Here is a 23,814-nt window from a genome sequence, read left to right on the forward strand (position 1 = left end):
AGACAGAAAGCAATGCAAGCGGAACAAAGGATCGCTTGCTGGATTAGGAGGAGGCGAGCCGGCTTCACCCCCTGCTCGCCGCATCGGTGCGAACGGACTGCCGGAGGAATCGCAATGCCTCGTCTCATAGCCTGGATAGCGATCGTGGCAGTCGTGGTCATCGCGGCCTGGTTGTGGTTTGGCAGCCGTGAGACGAGCAACGGTGTGGGGAGCCAGCCTGCGCCTCATGCGATAGACCAGAACGGGTAATTCGGGCCGGCGATCCTACTCGGCCCCGCGGTCGGAAGCTTCGATCTTGTATTCGTGGATCAGGCCGAGAATCTGGCTTTTGACTGTCTCGCGCGCTTCAGGCTGGATGAAAGGCATCAACCGGTCGACGGTTTCCACCGCCTCCCGCGGCAAATCCGCCACCGCATCGGTGAACTGGCTGCCATGTTCATACAGATTGTCCGTCAGTTTGCCGATTTCGTGGGACGAAGCCTTTACCGAGATCGGCATGGAACTTCGGCGCCTCGATCCGAAGTCAGTCGTCTTTTATACATCCGGCCGGGCCTCGCTGGAGGCTTCGTTCCTATATCAGCTTTTCGCGCGCATCTACGGTTCGTCCAATCTGCCCGATTCTTCCAACATGTGTCACGAATCGACTTCGGTCGGCCTTCCTGAATCGATCGGTTCGCCGGTCGGGACCGTGCAACTCGAAGACTTTGCCCAATGCGACATGATGTTCTTCTTCGGCCACAACACCGGCGTGACGGCGCCGCGCCTGTTGCACCCGCTGCAGGAGGCTCGTGAACGCAATGTACCGGTGTTCACTTTCAACCCCTTGCCGGAGCGAGGGCTCAAGCGCTTCAAGAATCCGCAGGATCCCGTTGACATGCTATCGCCAGGGCCCGGCACCAAGATGTCCAGCGACTTCTTCCAGGTCCGCAGCGGCGGCGATATCGCCGCCATGACCGGCATCGCCAAGGCCGTGCTCGCTCTTGATGACGCGGCCCGCGAACAGGGAAATTCACGTGTCCTCGATGTCGAGTTCCTCGCCGAGCATACGCACGGCTTTGCCGAATTCGAGGCCTATCTGCGCGCGGCCAAGTGGGATGACATCGTCACCCGATCGGGCATCGCGCGGCCGGACCTGGAGCGTGTCGGAGAGGTCTACAGTCGGTCCAACGCGGTGATCGGCAACTACGGCATGGGTCTGACGCAGCACAGGCATGGCACCGAGAATGTGCAGATGTTGTGCAACCTCTTGCTGATGCGCGGCAACATGGGGAAACCCGGCGCCGGCATTTCACCACTGCGGGGTCATTCCAACGTCCAAGGCCAGCGCACCGTCGGCATATCCGAGAAGCCCGAACTCGTCCCACTCGACAAATTCTCGGAATTTTACGCCTTCGAACCCCCGCGCGAGAAGGGGCTGGATACGGTCGAGACCTGCGAAGGCGTCATCGCCGGCTCGGTGAAAGGCTTTGTCGGACTGGGTGGCAATTTCGTCCGCGCCGTGCCGGAAACCGGCCTGGTCGAAAAAGCCTGGCGGGGACTTCGCCTGCATGTCGAGATCGCCACCAAGCTCAACCGCAGTCATCTCTTCCCCGGGGCAGTGACATATCTGTTGCCCTGCCTGTCCCGGCTGGAAAGAGATCGGCAGGCCAGCGGCGACCAGACCGTTTCCATGGAGGATTCGACCGCCTGCATCCATGGTTCGTTTGGATCGCGCCCGCCAGCTTCGGCAAATCTGCTTTCGGAGCCGAAGATCGTCGCCGAGCTTGCCAAGGCTACCGTGCCAGGCATGAGCTCGATCCCCTGGGACAAGTGGATTGCCGACTATTCTCTCATTCGCGACGAGATCGAGCGCTGTTTTCCGCAGCATTTTCGCCAGTTCAATCAACGCTTCCTGACACCCGGAGGCTTTCACCGCGATATCAAGGCTTCGAAAAGAACCTGGGAAACACCGAACAAGAAGGCCAATTTCAAGCTGCCGACGACGCTGGAAACAAACCCCGATATCGATGTCTCGGGCCGCAATGTGCTGACGCTGATCACCGTGCGTTCCAATGACCAGTTCAACACGACCGTCTACGGCTACAATGACAGGCTGCGCGGCATTCACGGCACACGCATGGTGCTGCTGATGAACGAGGCCGACATCCAGCGGTTCGGATTGACCGCCGGGCAACAAGTCGATCTCGAGACGCATGCCGATGACGGTGTCGAACGACGCGTGCGCGGCTTGCGCGTGACACCCTATTCCGTGCCTCAGGGCAACTGTGCCGGCTATTATCCGGAGCTCAATCCTTTGGTGCCTCTGTGGCATCGCGCCAAGAAAGCCCACGTGCCAGCCGTCAAGTCCGTTCCCGTACGAATTCTTGGTTGAGACCAAAAGTCCCTCAAGCAAGACGTGCGGTTAAAATCTCGTCGGCGTCATGGCAGTTGGACAAGCAGCAGTCGCCAGTTTAGCCCCCGCTCGGTTTGGGCGACGCCGGCTGGGCTGGCTGCGTGCCCTGCTGGTCTCCGCCGGTGGTGGTCTGTGGTGTGGGATTGGTGTCCGTCGTCGGATTTTTGTCAACCGGCTGGCTATTGACATTGTCGGTCTTGGATTTGACCGGATCGGTGTTGTTGTTGCACCCCGCCAGGAAGAGCAACGCCAAGGATGCTAGCAACGCTGCTCTCATGCCAATTCTCCTTCATTGAGTTCGGGGAGTTCGGACGAAGCAGCTGGGAGTTCGGGCGAAGCAGCTGGCAAATGACCTATTCGGTCGAACCGCACCGAAAGCCCCTGTTTAACAGCAAATTCGGCCAGCAAATGGTCTAAGGCGATGTCCTCGATCGGGCTCTGGACCACTTGGCGAATGGCCTTGCAGGCCAGCTCGGTCGAGACGAAATCATATCGCTTGCTTCTGGCGAGAACGTATTGTTCGACCAGCATCTTAACGCGCCTGAGCGCGATTTCTTCCGCGTATTGCATCTCTGCTTTTTCTCCTCCGCGCCGAACTTCCGGACCGGCAGGATGTTCCCGCCTTTGCAGGATGTTCCCGCCTTTGATTGAGAAACGCATTCCCTCAGAAGCATCAAAGCCCGCGCCTCCCTAAAGGGAACAGCGCGGGCTGATCAGGCCAGCGGCGGGCCCGATCGCGCAGCGTCAGAGATGGGAGGACAACAACGCCGCATGATGTCGAACTTGGATCGGCTTCGCTTGTTCCAGCTTGAAAGAATTAATTGCGGACCGACTTCGACAAGCGCGCGAGACCCTCACCATCCTTGGCGTATCGACGGGTCGACGAAATCGCCGAGCACGCCCCCCAAACTGAGTGACGATCAGGCGCGGTAAGCCGTCCGAGGCATAAGGATGTCACGGAACATTCACGGCCGCCGGTGGTTCGGCGAGGACGAAAATCGGAGGATACAATGGCAATCGCAAAATTGGCTGTGGTGACCGGGGCCTCCAGCGGCATCGGCAAGGAACTAGCCAAACTATGCGCAAAGGACGGCTACAATCTCATCATAGCCGCCGATGAACCCGCGATCCAGCAGGCCGCCGAGGCACTCGCTTCGCACAATGTTACGGTCGAAGCCATCGAGGCCGATCTGGCGACCGTCGAGGGTGCCGACCAGTTGATCTCCCGGATCGGCGATCGCGACATCGACCGTCTGTTCCTCAATGCCGGACGCGGGCTTGGCGAGGGGTTCGTCGATCAGGACTGGAAAAAGGTCCGCCGCATCATCGACACCAACATCACAGGAACCATCTATCTGGCGCATGAACTTGGCGCCAGGATGGCCCGGCGCGGGCGCGGACGCATCCTGTTTACGGGATCGATCGCCGGTTTCATGCCCGGTACTTTCCAGGCTGTCTACAACGGCACCAAGGCGTTCATAGACTCCTTCGCGATCGCACTGCGCCATGAACTGCAGGGCACCGGCGTCACGGTCACGGTGCTGATGCCCGGCGCCACGCAGACGCGGTTCTTCGAACGAGCCGAAATGATGGACACCAAGGTCGGCGCCGACGAGAAAGACAACCCGGCCGACGTGGCCAGGACTGGCTACGAAGCCATGATGGCGGGCGAGGAACAAGTCGTCAGCGGCTGGAAGAACAAGCTGCAGGTTGCCGCCGCGCATGTCACGCCGGCGGGCACGCTGGCCGAACAGCATCGCAAGATGGCCGAGCCGGGTTCGGCCGCCAAGGATTGATCATTCGATTTCACCGAGGGGCGACTGCGTTCCCGAAATGCATTCGACCTTCGCACGGGACGTCCGCCCGTCGATCTTCTTCCAACTCAGGAGCATATGATGAAGGCGCTCACATGGCACGGCAAAGGCGATATACGATGCGACCAGGTCGCCGATCCCGCCATCGAGGATGATCGTGACGTCATCATCAAGGTCACCTGCTGCGCCATATGCGGCTCGGATTTGCATTTGATGAACGGCTACATGCCGACCATGGAATCCGGCGACGTGCTCGGCCACGAAACCATGGGCGAGGTGGTGGACGTCGGTCGCGGCCATTCCAAGTTCAAGAAGGGCGACCGGATCGTGGTGCCGTTCAACATCTCTTGCGGCGAGTGCTGGTTCTGCACGCGCGGGCTGTTCTCGCTTTGCGACAGGTCCAATCCCAACGCCAAACAGGCGGCGGAAGTGATGGGACAGTCGCCGGCCGGCCTGTTTGGCTATTCGCACCTGGTCGGCGGCTATTGGGGCGGACAGGCCGAATATCTGCGCGTGCCCTTCGCTGACGTCGGCCCGATCAAGGTGCCGGACGGGATTGACGACGAGCAAGTGCTGTTCCTATCCGACATGGCCGAGAACGCGGGCATCGAGCCCGGCGATACCGTCGCCATCTGGGGCTGCGGCCCGGTCGGCCAGTTCGCCATCCAGAGTGCGTGGATGCTCGGCGCCGGACGCGTCATCGCCATCGACAAGGTTCCGGAACGACTGGCCATGGCGCGCGAGCATGGCAAGGCCGAGACACTCGATTTCAGCAATTCCGACATTTATGATGCCCTTATGGCGATGACCGATGGCCGCGGCCCGGATCGCTGCATCGACTGCGTCGGCACCGAGTCCGATCCCGGCGCGAGTGCCGACGCCATGCTCGACAAGGTCAAGGCTGCCGTCTACCTCGGCACCGACAGGCCGCATGTGTTGCGCGAGGCAATCTATTGCTGCCGCAAGGGCGGCACCGTTTCGGTTCCCGGCGTCTACATCGGTCTTGTCGACCATATCCCTTTCGGTGCGGCGATGAACAAGGGCCTGACCGTCAGGATGGGCCAGACCCATACGCAACGTTATCTGGAACCACTTTTGGCCAAGGTCCAGAACGGGGAGATCGACCCGTCCTTCGTGATCACGCACAGGGCAGGCCTCGAAGATGGGCCAGATCTCTACAAGACGTTCCGCGACAAGCAGGACGGCTGCATCAAAGTGGTGATGCGACCACACGGCTGAGGTGTCGGCATCTTTCACCGGATCTGCTTTGCGCAAGTCCGCGCCACAGGTGAGAATCACCGCTACCAGGCGGTTCGGAACTTTCGGCAGTGGCGGTGGTTGACCTGCAGAATAAATCCACGGCGACGCGAGCGCCGTACTCTGCCCACTGCAAGGAAAGAGGCTGTCATGAGCAACGAGAATTCCACATCCAAGCCCGGTGTCCGAACTCCGAACGTCGGTGGCCTGCCGCACCCGCGGCGGGATGCCAACGCTACCGACGCCGGCGCAAAACCGCTGACGCCAAAGACCGCCGGTGCATCCCGACCATCGAGTGCTCCACTGGACAATCCTGTGGCCAATCGAAACACGGGACGGCCACGCCAGGCGAGCACCACGCCTCGGCCTACCGATAAGCCGCTGGATTGATCGCAGCCAGTCGGCCGCCTGAAATCATGACGGTTTCCCGGCTGCGCGAACCGATGCCAGGTCAGCCACGGCGGTGAGAAGGTCAGCTTCGCTCGCCGGTTTGGGGACAAATTTGCAGTTTCGGAAGGGCCCGGGAACGTCACGCGGCCCAAATCCGGTCATGAACGCGAAGGGGGTGCCGCGAGCCAGCAGCTTTTCCGCGACCGGCAGGCTCGTTTCGCCGTTCAATTGAATGTCCAGCAACGCTAAGTCGACCTGGTTCGCGTCGACAAGCCCAAGCGCCGCGGCAACCGACGAAACCGGGCCAACCACCTGATAGTTCGCCATCCGCAAGCGAGACGCAGTTTCTTCCGCGATCAGCCATTCGTCCTCGACGACCAGAACGCGTGCGCCCTTGCTCACGATGGCTCCTTGCCGTTGGCCGGAAAAGCCAGGTGGACGCTGAGACCGTCCCTTTCAAAAGCAGTCTCGACGTGGCCGCCGAGCCTGTAACCGATCTCTCCCTGCAGCAGGGTCAGACCAAAGCCGTTGTTCGAGGGCGCTTTGACGGCAGGCCCGTCCTTCTCTCGCCAGCCAAACGTGAAACTGTCGTGCTCGATCGACCACTGCACGTCGACCTTGCCGTCGGCTTTTGACAAAGCGCCGTATTTGGCGGCGTTGGTGGCCAGTTCATGGACGGCCATACTGAGGGAAAGCCCCTGTTGCGGGCCAAGTTTCACATCCTCGCCGTGAAGTTCGATGCGCTCGATGCCGAAAGGTTCGAGTTCCTGCTGGAGAAGTTCCCTAACAGAGGCTTCCTTCCACCTCTCCCGGGTCAGCAGCCCATAGGCCCGCGACATGGCATGCAGGCGGCCGATCAACGCATCGGCGAAGTCATCCTTCGTAGAGGAACTTTCCCGCGTGCGGCTGGCAATGCTGGCAATTACCGCCAGCATGTTCTTGACCCGATGGTTGAGTTCCGAGATGAGCACCTGCTGATGCTCTTCCGCCTGTGCCAGCGTGGTGACGTCGACCAGCGTCACCACCACGCCCTGGATTCGGTTGCCCTTGTCCCGGTAAGGATTGATGCGGACCATGTGAAAAAGGCCCCTGGCATCGCGCGCAAGATGGTGGTTCAGGACCTCGCCCGTCTCGAACACCTTGTCGATATGCTGCTTCAACTCGGGATAGTCGAGCTGGCTCGACAGATCCGTCAGCGGCCGGCCGACATCGGAGGGGCGCAGGCTGAAAAAGGATGACGCCGCCGGCGTGAAGGTGCGGACCACAAGGTTCCGATCGAGGAAAATGGTAGCGATGTCCGTGCTTTCGAACAGATTGCGCAGGTCGCCATTGGCATGATCGAGCTCTTCAATCTTGGCCGTCAATTCGGCGTTGATCGTGTTGAGCTCTTCGTTGAGCGACTGCATCTCCTCCTTCGAGGCTTCAAGTTCCTCATTGGTCGATTGCGCCTCCTCATTGACGGAGACGAGTTCCTCGTTCGAGGACTTCACTTCTTCGAGCGCGGTCTCGTATTCCTCGATAGTCGATTGCAGGCGTTCCCTGGTATCGCGCAGTTCCCGCTCAAGATCGGCGGTATTATCGCTGTCATGGCTGCCGCCTTCTTCGTCAGAGCGGGCCAGCGTCGGGCCGGACGGCTCGAAGAGAACAAGGTAAAGGGGTTCGCCATTGCCGCGTTCGGCGAGCGGCTCGATCGTCAGCCTGATCGGCTGAACCCGTTCGTCATCTTCCTCCACGGCGAGGTTTTCCCGCACCACTGTGCGGCGCGTTGTCGTCGCTTCGCGCAAAGCAGCGCGCAGGTCCAGCCGCAGTCCACGCCGTGCCATCGTCAGCAACTGCCGGCTGGGGATTCCCTGCGGCGCCTCGAGATATCTTCCGGTCCTGCCTGAATAGTAGACGACATCGCCCTCGGCGTTGACCAGGACGTGCGGTGGCGCGAACCGTTCCAGCACCTGCGCTTCTACCGCCTGGCGTAAGGGATAGCCGACAAGCCCCTTCTTCGTGCCAGCGCTTTCGGGTGGAAAGACATTGGAACGGCTTTCCCCGATCAGGCCCGGCAGTCTGATGTGCGGCGAGGCATGCTCCCGCGCCTGGAAGATCCGGTGTTTCTTGTCGACCGTTGCGAACAGGCTGTCATGCTGCCCGACGCTTTCGGAGGTGCCGAGGAAAAGATAGCCGCCGGGCTTCAGCGCGTAGTGGAAGACAGGGATGACACGGTTTTGGATGGTCGGACCGAAGTAAATCAGCAGATTGCGGCAGGAAACCAGGTCCATCCGTGAGAAGGGTGGATCGCGAATGACGCTGTGCGGCGAGAAGATGCACAGTTCACGGATCTCATTGCTGATGATGTAGCTTTCGCCATCGCCGTTGAAAAACCGTTGTTTGCGTTCCGGAGAAAGACCTTGCAGCAAGGCTTCCGGATAGCGTGCCGCCCGCGCCACCGCCAGCGCCGGCTCGTCTATGTCGGTGGCGAATATCTGGACGCGCGGAACGGCCGTCAGCGTCCCCATGTGTTCACGCAGCAGAATGCCAATGGAGAACACCTCCTCGCCGGTGGCGCAGCCGGGAACCCAGACCCTGACGGTATCGCTGGCAGTCTTGCCTTCGAAAAGTTGCGGTATGATCTTTCGCTCGAGCAATTCGAACGCATCGGGATCGCGAAAGAAGTTGGTGACATTGATCAAGAGGTCGCGAAACAGGTTCATTACCTCGCGAGCATCCTTCTTCAGCCAGTCGATATAGGCGCCGATGGAATGGACCTGGGCGATCTGCATGCGCCGCTTCACACGGCGCAGGAATGTCTTGGTCTTGTAGCCCGAGAAATCGTGGCCGGAGTGGCTGCGCAAGATCCCGTATATCTGTTCTCGCACCTTATCGATGTCGGCCGTATGGTCGCCATCTTCGTCCGCCAGCCCGTCCAGCGTGTCGAAGCCGCGGGCGAAAGCTTCCAGCTTCGCACCGATCTCCTCGGCGGGCACGGCGACGTCGACGAGCCCGCTGGCAATGGCGCTCTGCGGCATATCGGGATTGCGCGGTCCGTAGCCGTCCGCCGCTTGCGCGACGGTAAACCCACCCCGCTCCTTGATCGCTTTGGCGCCCAATGTTCCATCGGAGTCGCCGCCGGACAGTATAACGCCAACGGCATATTCGGCTTGGTCTTCAGCCAGTGCGCTGAAAAATATATCGATCGGCTTTCGCTGCTGCGTAAGTCCATTGGGCCGGCGCAGGCGCAGCACACCCTTTTCAATGGCCAATGTCACGTTTTGCGGCATCACATAGACGTGGTCGAGTTCAACGGCCATCCCGTCCTCGGCCACCATCACTGACATTTCGGTGTAGCGGCTGATGACCTCGTGCAACAGGCTTTCCCGCTTGGGGCTGAGATGCGTGATGATGACGAAAGCCATGCCAGGCTGGCTGGTCACGCCTTTGAACAAACCCTCCATCGCGGGGATGCCACCCGCGGACGCGCCGACGCCGACGATGGGAAACCTTTTCGGCTGGGCTGTCACGGCACGTCCCCCTTTCGCCTGGTCCGACATCCTCAAAGGTCGGATCAGACAGGACATAACCATATAGCGCGCAAATAGGATGGAACAAGTCGCCCCCAACGACGTTGAGCGCCGTATCCATGGCGGGCTCAATGACAAAACGCTCTTCTGATATAAGGCTCCTCGCCCCAACGGTGTCTAGGGCTTCAGAACCACCAGGCTGCTCCGACGCAGGGCCCGTCCCGGATCGCATTCTGGTGCTTGCGAAACGATTGCAGGCCGCCTTGGACGACCGAACTCTGGAAGAAAATTCGGAGCAGCCTAAACTCCGTTTGAGGAAAGGATGACGACGTGCGCGATCTGCGCGGGCTGCGTATCCTGATTGTCGAAGACGAATGGACGATTGCCGGAGATCTTGCACGGTTCTTCAGCAATATGGGCGCTATCGTTCTTGGGCCTGCAGCGACCGTGGAACAGGCTTCCAAACACACCGAGGCGGCTGAAGCCGCGATCCTCGATGTCAACCTCAACGGCAGCAGGGTGTTTCCGATAGCGGACGAACTGATGCGCCGCGGAGTGCCTTTCGTATTCTTCAGTGGTGACAACCACATCGCCATTCCCGATCATCTGCGCTACGCCAGCAATTTGCGGAAGTCCTCAGGAAATCAGGCCGTTTTCAATGCCCTCTTTCCGCAGGCATCCGGGCGGCCCGGCCCCATGCTGGACACCTCCGACGACGTGTTCGCGCTTTTGCCCAAACTGCGACTTGCGGCGCGTCTCTTGCTGGGAGATGTCGATGCGTCCGACCGGCTCGTCGAAAAGACGCTCGAGCAGGCGATCCGGGATGTCGATCGCAGACAGCTTGGACAGTCCACCGAAAACTGGCTCAACGGGATCATGCGAGAGGTGGCTAAAACCCGCGGCGCAAAACTCATGCATTAGTTTGCCCCTCCTACGGAAGTTCAGCCAAGGCCCGCCGCGACCGCCCACCGGGCCGTAAACCTGGCCGGTGTAATTCCTACCGCTAAAAGCTCGTTGGCCCTGGTTCAGCGGCCGAAGCAACTGGGCCCTCAATTGTTCCACCGCATCTGAGAAAATTTACCTGAGATTCAGTTCAGGCAAATGAGCCCACTGGACGTGCGGCATCAGCGCTTCTGATTGCGCTCGACGAACTTGTTGAAACGGCTGGCTTGTCCGTCGCCGGTCTTGGCTTGATAGAGAAAAGCCAGATCGTTCTCGTCGAATATCCGAAAGAACTCGTCCCATTCGATGGGCTCGAATGCTTCCTCGGGGTCGCCGAAGTCGATCCGCAGAATGCCGCCCTCGCCTTTGGTGCGCACCACGGCCGGCCGCCCATCCCGCTCCTCGGCCCATTTGCGGATTTCGTCGTGATTGGTGGTCGTTTGCGACTGGGACATTGAAAATCTCCTTTGATCGTCGGCGTTGCCAACCTCGGACAGCGCAGTCCTGTCGGGCGCCCTAACAGCACAAGGGCAGCAATGTTCCGGCACCGCGCCCTGATCCCGATGGGCCGCGTTTCGAACGCAGCCGGGCCAAAGGAACTTTGTTGAAGCGCAGGGAACAAACCTTTTGCCGAAAAGTTCGGGGCGCCAAGGTTACTTGTCTGAGGAGTCATCGTGAAACGCATATTGGTTACGGGAGGCTGTGGCTTCATCGGCAGGCATGTCGCCCAGGAACTGATCGAGCAGGATTATTCGGTTCGCATCCTCGATGCGCTGCTGGAGCAGGTGCATGCAGGAGAGGCGGTCGCGCTTCCCGCCGGGGCCGAGCTAATCAAGGGCGACGTCCGCGACCGGGAGGCAGTCGCCAAGGCGTTGGAAGGCGTCGATGCGGTCATTCATTTGGCGGCGGAAGTCGGCGTCGGACAGTCAATGTACGAGATCGCGCGCTATGTCGGCACCAACGATCTCGGCACCGCGACGCTGCTGGAGGCGCTGATCAAAGACCCGGTCGAGCGCATTGTCGTCGCCTCATCGATGAGCGTCTATGGCGAGGGCCTCTACGCCACACCGGATGGCCGTCGTGTCGACAATGCCCGTCGCAAGGCGAGCGACATCAGGAGCGGGCAATGGAACCCGCTGTCGCCAAAGGGAGAACCCCTCTCGCCGCTGCCCACCGACGAAGAAAAGCCGGTCGATCTCGCCTCTATCTATGCGCTGACAAAATACGCCCAGGAACGCGCCGTGCTGATCTTCGGCGAAGCCTATGGCATCGATGCGGTCGCGCTGCGCCTGTTCAACGTCTTCGGTGCCGGTCAGGCGTTGTCGAATCCCTATACCGGCGTGCTGGCCAACTTCGCTTCGCGTCTCGCCAACGGCCAACGGCCAATGATCTTCGAGGATGGCGAACAAAAGCGCGATTTCGTCCATGTGCAGGACGTCGCCCGCGCCTTTCGCCTTGCTCTGCAGCAACGCCAGGCAAAAGGTCACGTCATCAACATCGGCAGCGGCCGAGCCTATGCAATCAGCGACGTAGCGCGAATGCTGGCCGAAGCCATGGGAACGCCGAAGCGTTCGCCAGAGCTGCTCGGCAAAGCCCGCTCTGGCGATATTCGCAACTGCTTCGCCGATATTTCCAAGGCCCGCGAGCTGCTCGGTTTCGAGCCAGTGCGGCAACTGGAGAATTCGCTCGGCGATTTCGTCTCCTGGGTGCGCAACACGTCCGCCGTCGACCGCGGCGCCGACATGAAACGCGAACTTGAAGAACGCGGGCTGGTATCATGAACACACGGAATCGACGCGACGCGCCGGTCGCCATCGTCGGCGGCAGCGGCTTCATAGGATCGAACCTGGCCGACAGCCTGTTGTCGGACGGCGAGCCAGTGCTGGTGATCGACAATCTCAGCCGTCCGGGCGTCGAGCAGAACCTTGAATGGCTGGCGCAGAAACACGGCAGTCGCCTCACGGTGGAGACCATCGACGTGCGGGACGCCAACGCCCTGGCGCGTGTCTTGACGCATTCAAAGGCAATCTTCCATCTGGCCGCGCAGACCGCCGTCACCACAAGCCTGGTCCAGCCGGGCGAGGATTTCGACATCAACCTTCGGGGAACGTTCAATGTGCTGGAGGCGGCACGGCTAAGCGGTGGGGCTGTCCCGGTGGTCTTCGCCAGCACCAACAAGGTGTATGGCAGCCTTCCCGACGTCGCGGTTCGCAAGGATGGAGATCGTTACCTGCCTTGCGACGGCATCATTCAAGCGAATGGCATCGACGAGACGCGCGGCCTGGATTTCTGCACGCCCTATGGCTGCTCCAAAGGCGCTGCCGACCAGTATGTGCTCGACTACGCCAAATCCTACGGCTTGCCGACGGCGGTGCTGCGGATGAGCTGTATCTATGGACCGCGCCAGTTCGGAACCGAGGACCAGGGCTGGGTCGCGCACTTCCTGCTGAGTGCGCTCATGGGACGTCCAATCACCATTTACGGCGACGGCAGACAAGTGCGCGACATCCTGCATGTCGCCGATGCGGTCGCCGCCTACAGGGCCGTTCTCGACCGTATCGACACGACCAAGGGCCAGGCATTCAATCTTGGCGGCGGCCCGGAAAATGCGCTCAGCCTGCGCATGTTGTTGAGCGAAATCCGTAACCTGACCGGCCATGAGCTTTCGATCCGCCATGATGGCGAACGCACCGGCGACCAGCCCTTCTTCGTCGCCGACACCCGTAAAATCAAAGCCACGCTTGGCTGGAAAGCCCATGTTTCATGGCGCGAAGGCATTCGCGATCTCGCGGATTGGCTGCAACGCCATCGGCTCGAGCCTCGCCCCGAAGCCGTGAGGTACGTCGCATGAAGATCGCCCTGGTAAACCCGTTCTGGACCTATGACGACAGCATCTATTTCGGCTGCCGCCAACCCCATCTGCCGCTGGAACTCGGCTATTCGAAATCCCTGCTCGAAAAAGCCGGGCATGAGGTGCTGATGCTGGATGGGCAGCTGCAGAAGCTCGACAATTCCAGCCTCTGCGACCGCGTGGCTGATTTCGCGCCGGCAATGACGGTCGTCAGCACCGCGCCCACTTATCTGTTCTGGCGCTGCGCTCCGCCGGAGTTGCGCGTGCCGGCCGATTTCCTCAATCGCCTCGACGGGCGCGGCGGACGCACGGTCGCGGTCGGGCCGCATGGCTCGGCGACGCCGGCGCCAACCTTGCGCAAGCTCGGCGTCGACATCGTCGTGCGCGGCGAATGCGAAGAAGTCGTCGAGCAGCTTGCCCGGTACGACGATTGGAGCACGATACCATCGACCGCTTATCTGCGGGATTCCGAGGTGGTTTCGAACGGCGGCGTCCACGCCAGCTCGTTTGTCGATCATCCGCCGCTCGAATGGCCATCGGACTGGATCGCGGCCCATTCGCACCATCATCACCGGTTCGACGACAATCAGATTGGGTTCGGCGCGGAGGTCGAAGCGTCACGCGGCTGCCCCTACAATTGCAGCTTCTGCGCCAAGATGGATTTCCGCGATGCCTATCGCCGCCGAAACCACGAGGCGGTGGTCGCGGAAATCGATCGGCTGATTGCCCAGGGTGTCGGCTACATTTACTTCATCGACGAAATCTTCCTGCCGCAAAAAGCCCTGCTGGAAGCGTTGATCGATCGCGACGTGAAATTCGGCGTACAGACCCGCATCGACCTGTGGAAGCCCGAACTGCTGGAATTGCTGGGCGCGGCCGGCTGCGTCTCCATCGAAGCCGGCCTTGAAAGCCTGACGGTGGAAGGCCGGGCCATGCTGGCGAAGCGCTGCCGGCTGGGCACCGAGGAACTCGCCGCGCTGCTGGTCAATGCCAGACGCCACGTTCCCTTCGTCCAGGCCAATCTGATAGGCGTGGTCGAGGATGATCCTGCCCTGGTCGACCACTGGCGAACCCACCTGATCGACAATGGCGTGTGGGCCAATGAACCCGTGCCGCTTTATCCATATCCGAGTTCGCCCAGCTATCGCGAGCTTTGGGGCGAACCTGACGACCTCGCCTGGGAGCGCGCCCATGATCACTATCTCGCATCATTCCAGAAGTTCAGCGACATCCAGGAAAGGCGCCCGCGTCCGCTGGCGGAACTGGAGGCGACATGTTGCGGACACTGACGCCGCGCTCGCGGCGCATCCTGATGACGGTCGATGCCGTGGGCGGCGTGTGGCGCTATGCGCTTGACCTGGCCAGCGAACTTGTCAGCGGCGGCGACAGCGTGGTGCTTGCCGGCCTCGGTCCACCGCCGTCCAGGCAGCAGGCCGACGAGGCAGAGGCTTTCACCACGCTGATCTGGCTGAACACGCCGCCAGATTGGATGACCCGCAATGGCGGTGATCTCGACGCGCTGCCGCGGGAGCTGCATGCGCCGATGCGCGACCACGCGATCGACCTTGTCCATTTCAACGCGCCGACGCAGGCAGCGGGATTCGATGCGCCGTGCCCGGTCGTGGTGGTCTCGCATTCCTGCGTGACGACATGGTTCCACGCTGTCAAAGGACAGGCGTTGGATGGCGCATGGGCCTGGCAAAAGGAGCGCAACAGGCGCGGCATGGATCGGGCCGACGCAGTCATCGCGCCGAGCCGCAGCCATGCCGACATGCTTGAGACATGCTATGGCCGGATCGCGCGGCTGACTGTGGTCGGAAACGGCGCCCGTCCGGTGCCGAAGACCGAAAAGCGCCAACCGCTCGTCTTTGCCGCCGCCCGCTGGTGGGATGAGGGCAAGAATGCGGCGATGGTCGACCAGGCGGCTTCGCTGACGCGATGGCCGGTCTTCGCCGCCGGTTCGATGCACGGCCCGAACGGCGACCATGTCAGCTTCAGCCATGCTGTTCCTCTCGGAGCAGTGCCCTCCGACGAGGTGCGCTCGTTGATGGCGCGCGCGGGCATTTTCGTATCGCCATCAATCTACGAGCCATTCGGCCTGGCCGCGCTGGAAGCGGCCATGTCGGCTACGCCCCTGGTGCTTTCCGATATCGCAACCTATCGCGAATTGTGGGGCGAGGCCGCGATGTTCTTTGACGCGCGCGATCCGCACGATCTCGCTGCCTGCCTCAATCGCCTCTCGAGCGATGCTGCGCTCAGGCGAGAGCTCGGCCAGGCGGCCATCCGACGCAGCCGCAGGTTTAGTCTGGCCAAGCAGGCGGCGGCCATGCGCGGCGTCTATGACAAAGCGGCCCTGGCGATGGCGGAGCGCTGAACATGCGCTTTGTGTTCTACACCCACTCGGTCGTCTCCGACTGGAATCACGGCAACGCCCACTTCCTGCGCGGCGTCATGCGGGAACTGGTCGCGCGCCGGCATCAGGCGATCGCACTGGAGCCTGCGGATGGCTGGAGCCGATCGAATCTGCTGACTGAGCAGGGATCCTTTGCCATCGAACGCTTCCGCAGGGATTTCCCCGAACTGATGCCGGTGACCTACGATGCCGGGTTTGACCACGAAGCCTGGACCGCCGAGGCCGACGTTGTAATCGTCCATGAGTGGACGGATCCCGAGCTTGTTGCACGCATCGGCCGTGCCCGGGCCGCTGGCGGCAAGTTCGTCCTTCTGTTTCATGACACCCATCACCGGGCGGTGTCGGCAACCGAGGCAATCTCGGCGCTCCGGCTGGAGCACTATGACGGTGTCCTGGCCTTTGGCGAAGCCTTGCGCGAGAGCTATCTGCGCGCAGGCTGGGGCAAGCGCGTCTTCACCTGGCATGAAGCCGCCGACGATCGCCTGTTCAAGCCGCACCCGGAAATCCATCCCACCTCCGATTTGATCTGGATCGGAAACTGGGGCGATGACGAACGGACCGCCGAACTCAAGGAATTTCTGGTCGAGCCGGTGCACGCTCTTGGGCTCGATGCCGCTGTTCACGGCGTACGCTACCCCAAGACCGCACTTGCGGATCTGGCAACCGCCGGACTTCGCTATGAGGGATGGATCGCCAATGCCGACGTGCCGAAGGCGTTCGCCGCGCATCGTGTCACAGTCCACATCCCACGGCGCCCCTATCGCGAGGGTCTGCCCGGAATTCCGACGATCCGCATGTTCGAGGCACTCGCCTGCGGCATTCCGCTGGTTTCAGCACCATGGTCCGACGTCGAGCAGCTGTTCAGGCCCGGTGTCGACTTTCTGTTTGCCGAGAATGGCTCGAAAATGCGGCAACAGCTGCGGACCGTGCTGGCCGATGACGACTTTGCGGCCTCCCTGGCGACCTCGGGCCTCGAGACTATCCGCTCCCGACATACCTGCCGCCACCGCGTCGAGCAGTTGTTCGACGTGCTTGCGGAATGCACGAACCAACACACCGTCGTCCCGACCGCCGCAAAGGAAGCCGTCGCATGAAGATCGCATTTTATGGATCGAGCCTTTTGTCGTCCTACTGGAACGGTGCCGCGACCTACTATCGCGGTTTGCTCAAGGCACTTTCGCAATTGGGTTACGAGATCACTTTCTATGAACCCGACGTCTACGACCGGCAGAAGAACCGCGACATCGAGCCGCCCGACTGGTGCGCTGTCGTCGTTTATGAAGCGACCCCGCATGCGTTGAAGCAGGTCGCGGCACGCGCCGCCGGCGCCGACATCGTCGTCAAGGCGAGCGGCGTCGGTTTCGAGGACGAGACGCTGCTGCGCGCCGTTCTCGACCACGCCCGCAGCGACGCGCTCGTCGTATTCTGGGACGTGGACGCTCCGGCAACTCTTGCTCAACTGCGCGACGAACCGGACCATCCGCTCCACCGCGCCCTGCAAGAAATCGACCTGGTGTTGACCTATGGGGGCGGCGATCCCGTCGTTTGGGCTTACCGGGCAATGGGAGCTCAGGAATGCGTGCCAATCTACAATGCGCTCGATCCCGAAACGCACCATCCGGTGGCCGGTCACGCGCGTTTTGCTTGCGATCTGGCGTTTCTCGGAAACAGGCTTCCGGACCGCGAGGCGCGTGTCGAAGCGTTTTTCCTCGAACCCGCCAACCGTTTGCCCGGGCAACGTTTTCTGCTCGGCGGATCAGGCTGGGGCGACAAGCCGCTGCCGGCCAATGTCGACTGGCTCGGCCATGTCGGTACCCGCGACCACAACGCCTTCAACGTCACACCCAAGGCGGTGCTGAACATCAGCCGCGACAGCATGGCTGTAAACGGTTTTTCACCGGCCACGCGCGTCTTCGAGGCGGCCGGCGCCGGCGCCTGCCTCATCACGGATGCATGGCTGGGCGTGGAACTGTTCCTGAAACCAGACGAGGAGATCCTGGTGGCCCGCGACGGCGGCGATGTCGCCGAGATCATGCGCTCCCTGAAACCTGGGCTGGCCAAGGCAATCGGCCAGGCCGCACTTCGCCGTGTGCTGGCGGACCATACCTACGCGCAGCGGGCGGCCGTGGCGGATGCCGTCTTCAAACGTCATTTCGAACATGGGACCGTGGAGGCAGCGGAATGACCAAGCAACTGGACATCGTCTTTCTCGGCCTGTCGCTGTCCTCATCCTGGGGAAATGGCCACGCCACGACTTTTCGGGGCCTGCTGAAAGGCCTGCACGAACTCGGTCACCGCGTGACTTTTCTGGAGCGCGACGTGCCGTGGTACGCCAACCACCGCGATCTGCGCGATCCGGATTTCTGCGCCCTGCGCTACTACGAGACCACCGCGGACTTGCAACGCGGCTACGGACAGGGCCTGGAGCAGGCCGACATCATCGTCATCGGATCCTTCGTTCCAGAAGGACGCTCGGTCATCGACATCGTCGCCTCGCTTTGCAGGGGGCAGCTCTGCTTCTACGACATCGACACACCTGTGACCCTGGCAAAGCTTTCGGCAGACGATTGCGATTATTTGAGTTGGCGGCAAATTCCGTATTTCGATGTCTATTTCTCCTTCACCGGCGGGCCAACGCTCGACCATCTGGCGCGAGATTTCGGCGCGCGCCATGCCGAACCGCTCTATTGTTCGGTCGATCCGGTACGCCATCACCGGACTGGCGATCCGATCCGCTGGGATCTCGGCTATCTCGGGACCTACAGCGCCGATCGGCAGGCAACGCTGAACGCTCTGCTGCTCGAGCCCGCACGGCATATGCCGAACCGCAATTTCGTCGTGGCCGGCTCCCAATATCCATCCGACATTATCTGGCCGGACAATGTCGAGCGCATCGAACACTTGCCACCGGCCGATCATGCCGCGTTCTACAGCCGTCAGCGCTACACGCTGAATGTCACACGGAGTTCCATGATCGCGGCGGGATGGTCGCCCAGCGTGCGCCTGTTCGAAGCGGCGGCTTGCGGCACGCCCATCATCAGCGATCGCTGGCCGGGGCTCGACAGCTTCTTTCCCGCTTCGGCGATCCACACCGCCGCGGGGACCGACGATGTCGTCGAGATCCTCTTCGGCGAGTCCGAGCGCGCACGCCTCGCCATGGCTGACCGAGCCCGCGAACTCGTCCTCGCAGCCCACACCGGCGCGGCCAGGGCCCGCGAATTCGTGGCGGCGCTGACCCAGCCGAGAGCGGCAGCCCTCGATCTCGACATCGGAAGTGCAGCATGACCGGCAGACAGGAGAAAACGGCGATGCGACAAACAAGAAACGCGCGAAGGGCAAAGACAGTGCTTGTTGCCGGCGGTGCGGGATTCCTCGGTTCGCATCTTTGCGAAGCATTGCTCCGCAGTGGCTGGCGCGTGATTTGCGTCGACAATTTTCTGACCGGACGCATGGAGAACATCATCTCGATCATGGACCAGCCGGGTTTCAGGTTAATCGAGCAGGATATCTGCCGGCCATTGGATTTCGGCGAGCCCGTGGATCGCATCTTCAACCTGGCCTGCGCTGCCTCACCGCCGCGTTATCAGGCAGACCCGATACACACCACGCGAACCTGCGTGATCGGAACGCTCAACCTGCTCGAACTCGCCGTCCGTAAGGACGCGCGACTGCTGCAGGCCTCGACGAGCGAAGTGTATGGCGATCCCGAACAGCACCCGCAGAGGGAGGACTATGTCGGGCATGTGAACTGCACGGGCCCACGTGCCTGCTACGACGAGGGCAAGCGTACCGCCGAAACGCTTTGCTTCGACTATCTAAGAGCCGGCAAGGCCGACGTCCGCGTCGCGCGCATCTTCAACACCTACGGTCCGAGAATGGATCCGGCGGACGGCCGCATCGTCTCGAATTTGATCATGCAGGCGCTCGAGAAACGTCCGCTGACGATATTCGGCGACGGCCTGCAGACGCGATCTTTCTGCTATGTCTCCGACCTGATCGACGGATTGATGCGCATGATGGATGTCGGCCCCAATCCTGGCAAGCCGGTCAATCTGGGTAATCCCGGAGAATTCACCATCGTGCGACTGGCGGCATTGGTAAAGGCGATGACCGGCACCAAATCGGATTTGAGATTTCTGCCGCTGCCGCAAGACGACCCTCGGCGCAGGCAGCCCGATATCTCGCGTGCAAAAGCGCTGCTCGGCTGGACGCCAAAGGTCCCCCTCAATGAAGGGCTGAAGCTGACGATCAATTACTTCGCGGAGCTCGAAGGCAGCCGCATCGGCGATCAAATGACAGGCCTTGCCAAAAGTGCGAGGCCCGCATCAGGCGGGCTGCAGAATCTTCCTGCATGATGCGGCGCTGGACCTCACAAGATCGGGCGGAACATCCGCCCGATCTTTTGGTTTGGCTTGAGAAGCCGATACGGAGGATCGTCCCTATGCGACCCAAGCGACCCGTGAGGGATATCGACAAGATTGCCGAACGAGAGACGGCTGCCTATCTGCGGCGCGCCTCCATCACCTATCTCGAGTGCTGCGTCAGCCTGATGATGACGCATTTGCAACGGGAGGAAGTGGCCACTATTCTCGAGCAGGAAGCAGACATGCTGCGAAACCTGGACTGATCGAAACGGTCACATCTGGCATTCGTCAAGAAACCGTATCAGCCGCAGCTTGTATCGATCTGCCGTCTCATCCAGCCTGGTTTTTTCCCCGCCGTTTTCGGATTGGGCAGTCGTGCTCCAGAGGCCTATCTGGAACGCCAGGTAGCAAGGTTCGAAAAAATCGATGTGGCCATTGTCAACGTCGAGCCCCATCCCTTCGACCAACCTCGTCACATCGCTGTCGGATAGTCCATATTCGACACGGGCGCCGGCAATATCCCACTCTATCGGCTGGCAGCCAATCAAATCATGCGCCCGGCAATGGTCGACAGCATCTGTCTTGAGCACCGTGCCGTCGGCACAAACGAGAAACTCCCACGGGTGGAGCTTTCCGTCGATTTCAACTCGCTGCAACACCTGCACAGGGATCCGTTTCGAGAACCAACCGCGCAACTTCGCCGAGCAGTTCTCGCCCAAGGCTTCCGATGCATTGGAAACAGCCATTTCCGCGAGCGCGAGCAATGATGCACCCGGCTCGCAGGTTCGAAGATTAAGCGCACGCCAGGTTAGGTAACGTGTCAATTCCGCGATCATTCTTGCTCCGGGCAGCGGCGCCTGATCCATCGTGGTGCCGTCAATCCATCGTTCAACCAGAAAGCCGTGGCAAAGCGCGACCACTTGCGACCCGAATCCAGCTTCGTTCAACATTTCCGCGGCTCGTTTCTTGCGCCGGCCGGTTTCGCCGAGGCCGGCGAATTTGACGAGCCAGCGATCATGTCCCGCAGACGCCAGGAATTTGCGCCGCTCGGCGCGGCGCGGGCTCGGCGGCCACCGCTTCTCGTCGACGTAGTGGACGCTCCTCCATTCGCCACCAGATAGTTCGGTCAGGCTCAATTCGGGGCTGCCGACCGCCTCGGCCACCCAATCGCGCAACGTGGGACTTTTCGAGCTTTCGCAGAAGGTGTGCTCAAACGCCGTCGCCACATGTTTCGGACAGCGCAACCATGTCTCCCTTGCCTCCGGCGACGCTTCGATGCCCGGGGCGCCTGAATGGCTGGGAAACAGGTGAATCCGGTCCGTATCGACACCCAGTTCTCGCAGCCACGCGACAACGGCGTGCATCGAACTGCCGGACAGGCCGGGACCCTCGTCTACAACGGCGAAGCGGGCCGATGGATTGTCCTTCCAGGCGGCGATCGACCGTGGATCGGCGTTGACATGCCTGCGGAAGGGATGGCCGATCGGACGAATGCTGAATGGCGCCGGCGCGCCAATCGCGGCGGCCACCATGGCGGCAAGGCCGAGGCCGATGCTGCGGATGCCGATCACGCATGTGTTCGCATCGAGACCTGACTCCCGCGCCGCGACCAAATAGCTTTCGGGATAAAGCGCATAATGCGAATAGCCCTCGGCGGAACCGGTCAGAACCTCGGCTTCACAGTCGAGCCCGGCAAGCAGTCGGAGAAGTCCCGGGTCGATGCCACCACCTATGGCGAAACCGTTTCGCCACGACTTCGCCACCTCTGCCGCAAGTCCGACCAGCAAGTTGGCACCTTGCTGTTGCCGCGGCGAGAAGATGTCGATGCCGCGCGTCTCGAAATCGGCGTCGGCAAGCGCCTGAACCAGTTCCGACACGCTGATGAATAGCCCGACCAACGCAGCATGGCGCCGGACGCCATGCGGCATGCGATCAAGGCTCTCGGCCACTTCGATCGCGGCCTGGCGAAGCCGTTGTGCGTTTTCGGTCCGCTTGTGGTCGCCGTAGACGATCATCGATCGGTTTTCCAAGGATTGCAGTGCGGCAACGCAGCGGGTGCAGCTTCGATCCATGGTGGTTTGCGCAATTTTTCGACGGGCCAAGGAACATTCCGGCACGCTGGCGGTTCGGCGCCAGGAACTTACCTTTGAACAGCATAGGGCGGCAGTTTCGTGGGATCAAAAAAGGTTCGTGTTGGTATCGTTGGAGTCGGCAATTGCGCATCCTCCCTGGTGCAGGGCCTCTCCTATTATCGTCACGCAAAAAGCAACGAACCGATCCCGGGACTGATGCATGCCGACCTCGGCGGCTACCATGTCGATGATATCGAAATCGTCTGTGCATTCGACGTCGCCAAAAGCAAGGTAGGCCGCGACGTCGCGGAAGCGATCTACGCCCCCCCGAACAACACCTTCCGCTTTGCCGATGCGGCGACGACCGGCGCTCGCGTCGAGCGCGGACCGACACTTGACGGGATCGGCAAATATTTGCGCGACGAAATCGAGGAGGCGCCGGAGCCGGTCGCCAATGTCAGCGAGATCTTGCGCGACAGTGGCGCCGATGTGCTGGTCTCCTACCTGCCTGTTGGTTCGGAGGAAGCGACGCGCTTCTATGCCGAGTGTGCGCTCGAAGCTGGCTGCGCCTTCGTCAATTGCATACCGGTTTTCATCGCCTCACGTCCGGAATGGCGCCGGCGCTTCGAGCAACGCGGGCTGCCGTTGGTCGGCGACGACATCAAGAGCCAGGTCGGCGCGACCATCGTTCACCGGCTGCTCGCCAATCTCTTCCGCGAGCGCGGCGTGCGCATCGATCGCACCTATCAGCTGAATTTCGGCGGCAACACTGACTTCCTCAACATGCTGGAACGCGAGCGGCTGGAATCGAAGAAAATCTCCAAGACGCAATCCGTGGCCAGCCAATTCGATGTTCCTCTGGAACCGGGCAATATCCATGTCGGACCCAGCGACCACGTGCCGTGGCTGACCGATCGCAAGTGGGCCTATATCCGGGTGGAAGGCACGACCTTCGGCGGCGTGCCGCTCAACGCCGAGCTGAAACTGGAAGTCTGGGATTCTCCAAATTCAGCGGGCGTGGTGATCGATGCGATACGCTGCGCAAAGCTGGCGCTCGACCGCGGCATTGCCGGCGCGCTGACCGGCCCCTCCAGCTATTTCATGAAGTCGCCTCCAGAACAGTTCACCGACGCCGAAGCGCGACAGCGCACGCTTGCATTCATCGCCGGCAAGGACGAGCCCCTGCTCGATGCCGCGGAATGACGACAACCTTCTTTTTGATCCGCCATGCGGCACACGACAATGTCGGCTCCTATCTTGCAGGACGGATGGACGGCGTTTGCCTTGGCGACACTGGCAAAGCGCAGGCAGCACAGCTTGGCGGCCGCATGGCCCGGGAGCCGATTGGAGCGATCTTTTGCAGCCCGCGTGAGCGAACGCGAGAGACGGCCGTGCCAATCGCGCTTGCCTGCGGCGTCGGCGAAATCGCGATCTGTGCCGAACTCGACGAGATCGACTTCGGCGACTGGTCGGGAAAGACGTTCGACGAGTTGAATGGCGACGCCGGCTGGCGGGCGTGGAACAACCAGCGGCAGGAAGCCCGGACACCGAGCGGCGAGACCATGCTGGATGTCCAGCAGCGCATCGTCGCGCTGATTACCGCCGTCCGCGAGCGGCATCAGAATCGGTCTGTCGCCCTGGTCAGCCACGCCGATGTGATCAAGGCCGCGGTCTGCAATGTCCTTGGCCTGCCAGCCGGCGACTGCTTTCGCTTCGATATCGATCCCGCCTCGATCACGACGATCGTATCCGGTGACTGGGGGGCGAAGCTGATCCGATTGAACGAAATTGCCTGACGAGGATTTGCCGG

21 protein-coding genes and 1 pseudogene are annotated in these 23,814 nt (G+C 61.4%); 15 read left to right on the forward strand and 7 right to left on the reverse strand.

From position 1 onward, the window contains the following. Positions 1–264 precede the first annotated feature (264 nt). Complete coding sequence (locus tag AC0NIH_RS29100; RefSeq protein WP_473468534.1) at positions 265–498, reverse strand: hypothetical protein; 234 nt, start codon at positions 496–498, stop codon at positions 265–267. Here AC0NIH_RS29100 and AC0NIH_RS29105 point away from each other — a divergent pair. Further along, positions 461–2,371, forward strand: a pseudogene (locus AC0NIH_RS29105) (FdhF/YdeP family oxidoreductase); the annotation flags it as partial. The gene AC0NIH_RS29100 and the pseudogene AC0NIH_RS29105 sit on opposite strands and share 38 nt — an antisense overlap. A gap of 79 nt (positions 2,372–2,450) precedes the next feature. On the opposite strand, the gene AC0NIH_RS29110 reads toward AC0NIH_RS29105, so the two are convergent. Beyond that, positions 2,451–2,669 carry a hypothetical protein gene (locus AC0NIH_RS29110; RefSeq protein ID WP_031258393.1) on the reverse strand — a complete coding sequence of 73 codons (219 nt, stop codon included), beginning with the start codon at positions 2,667–2,669 and terminating at the stop codon, positions 2,451–2,453. Continuing rightward, positions 2,666–3,052: a hypothetical protein gene (locus AC0NIH_RS29115; protein WP_473468532.1), complete on the reverse strand. Its 387-nt coding sequence runs from the start codon at positions 3,050–3,052 to the stop codon at positions 2,666–2,668. The genes AC0NIH_RS29110 and AC0NIH_RS29115 overlap by 4 nt, the downstream gene beginning before the upstream one ends. A gap of 350 nt (positions 3,053–3,402) precedes the next feature. On the opposite strand from AC0NIH_RS29115, the gene AC0NIH_RS29120 reads away from it, so the two are divergent. Then, positions 3,403–4,188, forward strand: a complete 786-nt coding sequence (locus AC0NIH_RS29120) for an SDR family NAD(P)-dependent oxidoreductase (protein WP_473468530.1) — start codon at positions 3,403–3,405, stop codon at positions 4,186–4,188. A gap of 99 nt (positions 4,189–4,287) precedes the next feature. Continuing rightward, positions 4,288–5,445 (forward strand): zinc-dependent alcohol dehydrogenase, encoded by a 1,158-nt coding sequence (locus AC0NIH_RS29125; RefSeq protein ID WP_473468528.1) that lies wholly within the window; start codon positions 4,288–4,290, stop codon positions 5,443–5,445. Positions 5,446–5,877: 432 nt separating this feature from the next. Here AC0NIH_RS29125 and AC0NIH_RS29130 read toward each other — a convergent pair whose 3' ends face one another. Then, complete coding sequence (locus AC0NIH_RS29130) at positions 5,878–6,255, reverse strand: response regulator (RefSeq protein ID WP_224685885.1); 378 nt, start codon at positions 6,253–6,255, stop codon at positions 5,878–5,880. After that, complete coding sequence (locus tag AC0NIH_RS29135; protein WP_473468527.1) at positions 6,252–9,392, reverse strand: CheR family methyltransferase; 3,141 nt, start codon at positions 9,390–9,392, stop codon at positions 6,252–6,254. Before AC0NIH_RS29135 ends, AC0NIH_RS29130 begins: the two co-directional genes overlap by 4 nt. A gap of 300 nt (positions 9,393–9,692) precedes the next feature. Between AC0NIH_RS29135 and AC0NIH_RS29140 the strand changes: the two genes are divergently transcribed. Then, entirely contained in the window at positions 9,693–10,283 is a 591-nt protein-coding gene (locus AC0NIH_RS29140) for a response regulator (RefSeq protein ID WP_473468525.1), read from the forward strand. A 203-nt stretch (positions 10,284–10,486) separates the two neighbouring features. Here the strand turns inward: AC0NIH_RS29140 and AC0NIH_RS29145 are convergent, their stop codons facing one another. Next, on the reverse strand, positions 10,487–10,759 hold the full coding sequence (locus tag AC0NIH_RS29145) for a hypothetical protein (RefSeq protein ID WP_023780171.1): 273 nt from the start codon (positions 10,757–10,759) through the stop codon (positions 10,487–10,489). 219 nt (positions 10,760–10,978) lie between these two features. On the opposite strand from AC0NIH_RS29145, the gene AC0NIH_RS29150 reads away from it, so the two are divergent. The 9 genes from AC0NIH_RS29150 (at position 10,979) to AC0NIH_RS29190 (ending at position 20,195) form a co-directional block, all read left to right on the forward strand. Continuing rightward, positions 10,979–12,085, forward strand: coding sequence for an NAD-dependent epimerase/dehydratase family protein (locus AC0NIH_RS29150; RefSeq protein ID WP_473468524.1), 1,107 nt, complete (start codon positions 10,979–10,981; stop codon positions 12,083–12,085). Then, positions 12,082–13,155, forward strand: a complete 1,074-nt coding sequence (locus tag AC0NIH_RS29155) for an NAD-dependent epimerase/dehydratase family protein (protein WP_473468522.1) — start codon at positions 12,082–12,084, stop codon at positions 13,153–13,155. The genes AC0NIH_RS29150 and AC0NIH_RS29155 overlap by 4 nt, the downstream gene beginning before the upstream one ends. Continuing rightward, entirely contained in the window at positions 13,152–14,444 is a 1,293-nt protein-coding gene (locus tag AC0NIH_RS29160) for a TIGR04295 family B12-binding domain-containing radical SAM protein (protein WP_473468520.1), read from the forward strand. Before AC0NIH_RS29155 ends, AC0NIH_RS29160 begins: the two co-directional genes overlap by 4 nt. Beyond that, entirely contained in the window at positions 14,429–15,529 is a 1,101-nt protein-coding gene (locus AC0NIH_RS29165) for a glycosyltransferase family 4 protein (RefSeq protein ID WP_473468519.1), read from the forward strand. Before AC0NIH_RS29160 ends, AC0NIH_RS29165 begins: the two co-directional genes overlap by 16 nt. Positions 15,530–15,531: 2 nt before the next feature. Beyond that, a complete protein-coding gene (locus AC0NIH_RS29170) occupies positions 15,532–16,662 on the forward strand; it encodes a CgeB family protein (RefSeq protein ID WP_473468517.1) in 1,131 nt (376 codons plus the stop codon). Continuing rightward, positions 16,659–17,753 carry a CgeB family protein gene (locus AC0NIH_RS29175; protein ID WP_473468515.1) on the forward strand — a complete coding sequence of 365 codons (1,095 nt, stop codon included), beginning with the start codon at positions 16,659–16,661 and terminating at the stop codon, positions 17,751–17,753. The genes AC0NIH_RS29170 and AC0NIH_RS29175 overlap by 4 nt, the downstream gene beginning before the upstream one ends. Further along, the gene (locus tag AC0NIH_RS29180; protein ID WP_473468514.1) at positions 17,750–18,853 is read left to right on the forward strand and encodes a CgeB family protein; all 1,104 of its coding nucleotides are present in this window, start codon (positions 17,750–17,752) and stop codon (positions 18,851–18,853) included. The genes AC0NIH_RS29175 and AC0NIH_RS29180 overlap by 4 nt, the downstream gene beginning before the upstream one ends. 23 nt (positions 18,854–18,876) lie before the next feature. Then, positions 18,877–19,923 carry a UDP-glucuronic acid decarboxylase family protein gene (locus AC0NIH_RS29185; protein WP_473468512.1) on the forward strand — a complete coding sequence of 349 codons (1,047 nt, stop codon included), beginning with the start codon at positions 18,877–18,879 and terminating at the stop codon, positions 19,921–19,923. Between the two features lie 86 nt (positions 19,924–20,009). Continuing rightward, positions 20,010–20,195, forward strand: a complete 186-nt coding sequence (locus AC0NIH_RS29190) for a hypothetical protein (RefSeq protein WP_031250531.1) — start codon at positions 20,010–20,012, stop codon at positions 20,193–20,195. A gap of 9 nt (positions 20,196–20,204) precedes the next feature. On the opposite strand, the gene AC0NIH_RS29195 is transcribed toward AC0NIH_RS29190, so the two are convergent. Beyond that, positions 20,205–21,947 (reverse strand): hypothetical protein, encoded by a 1,743-nt coding sequence (locus tag AC0NIH_RS29195; RefSeq protein WP_473468510.1) that lies wholly within the window; start codon positions 21,945–21,947, stop codon positions 20,205–20,207. A 156-nt stretch (positions 21,948–22,103) separates the two neighbouring features. Between AC0NIH_RS29195 and AC0NIH_RS29200 the strand changes: the two genes are divergently transcribed. Together AC0NIH_RS29200 and AC0NIH_RS29205 are read left to right on the forward strand one after the other, a co-directional pair. Continuing rightward, positions 22,104–23,207 carry an inositol-3-phosphate synthase gene (locus tag AC0NIH_RS29200; RefSeq protein ID WP_031258385.1) on the forward strand — a complete coding sequence of 368 codons (1,104 nt, stop codon included), beginning with the start codon at positions 22,104–22,106 and terminating at the stop codon, positions 23,205–23,207. Continuing rightward, complete coding sequence (locus AC0NIH_RS29205; RefSeq protein WP_473468508.1) at positions 23,204–23,800, forward strand: histidine phosphatase family protein; 597 nt, start codon at positions 23,204–23,206, stop codon at positions 23,798–23,800. The genes AC0NIH_RS29200 and AC0NIH_RS29205 overlap by 4 nt, the downstream gene beginning before the upstream one ends. Positions 23,801–23,814: the final 14 nt, after the last annotated feature.

Source organism: Mesorhizobium sp. WSM1386 (genome assembly GCF_055901595.1).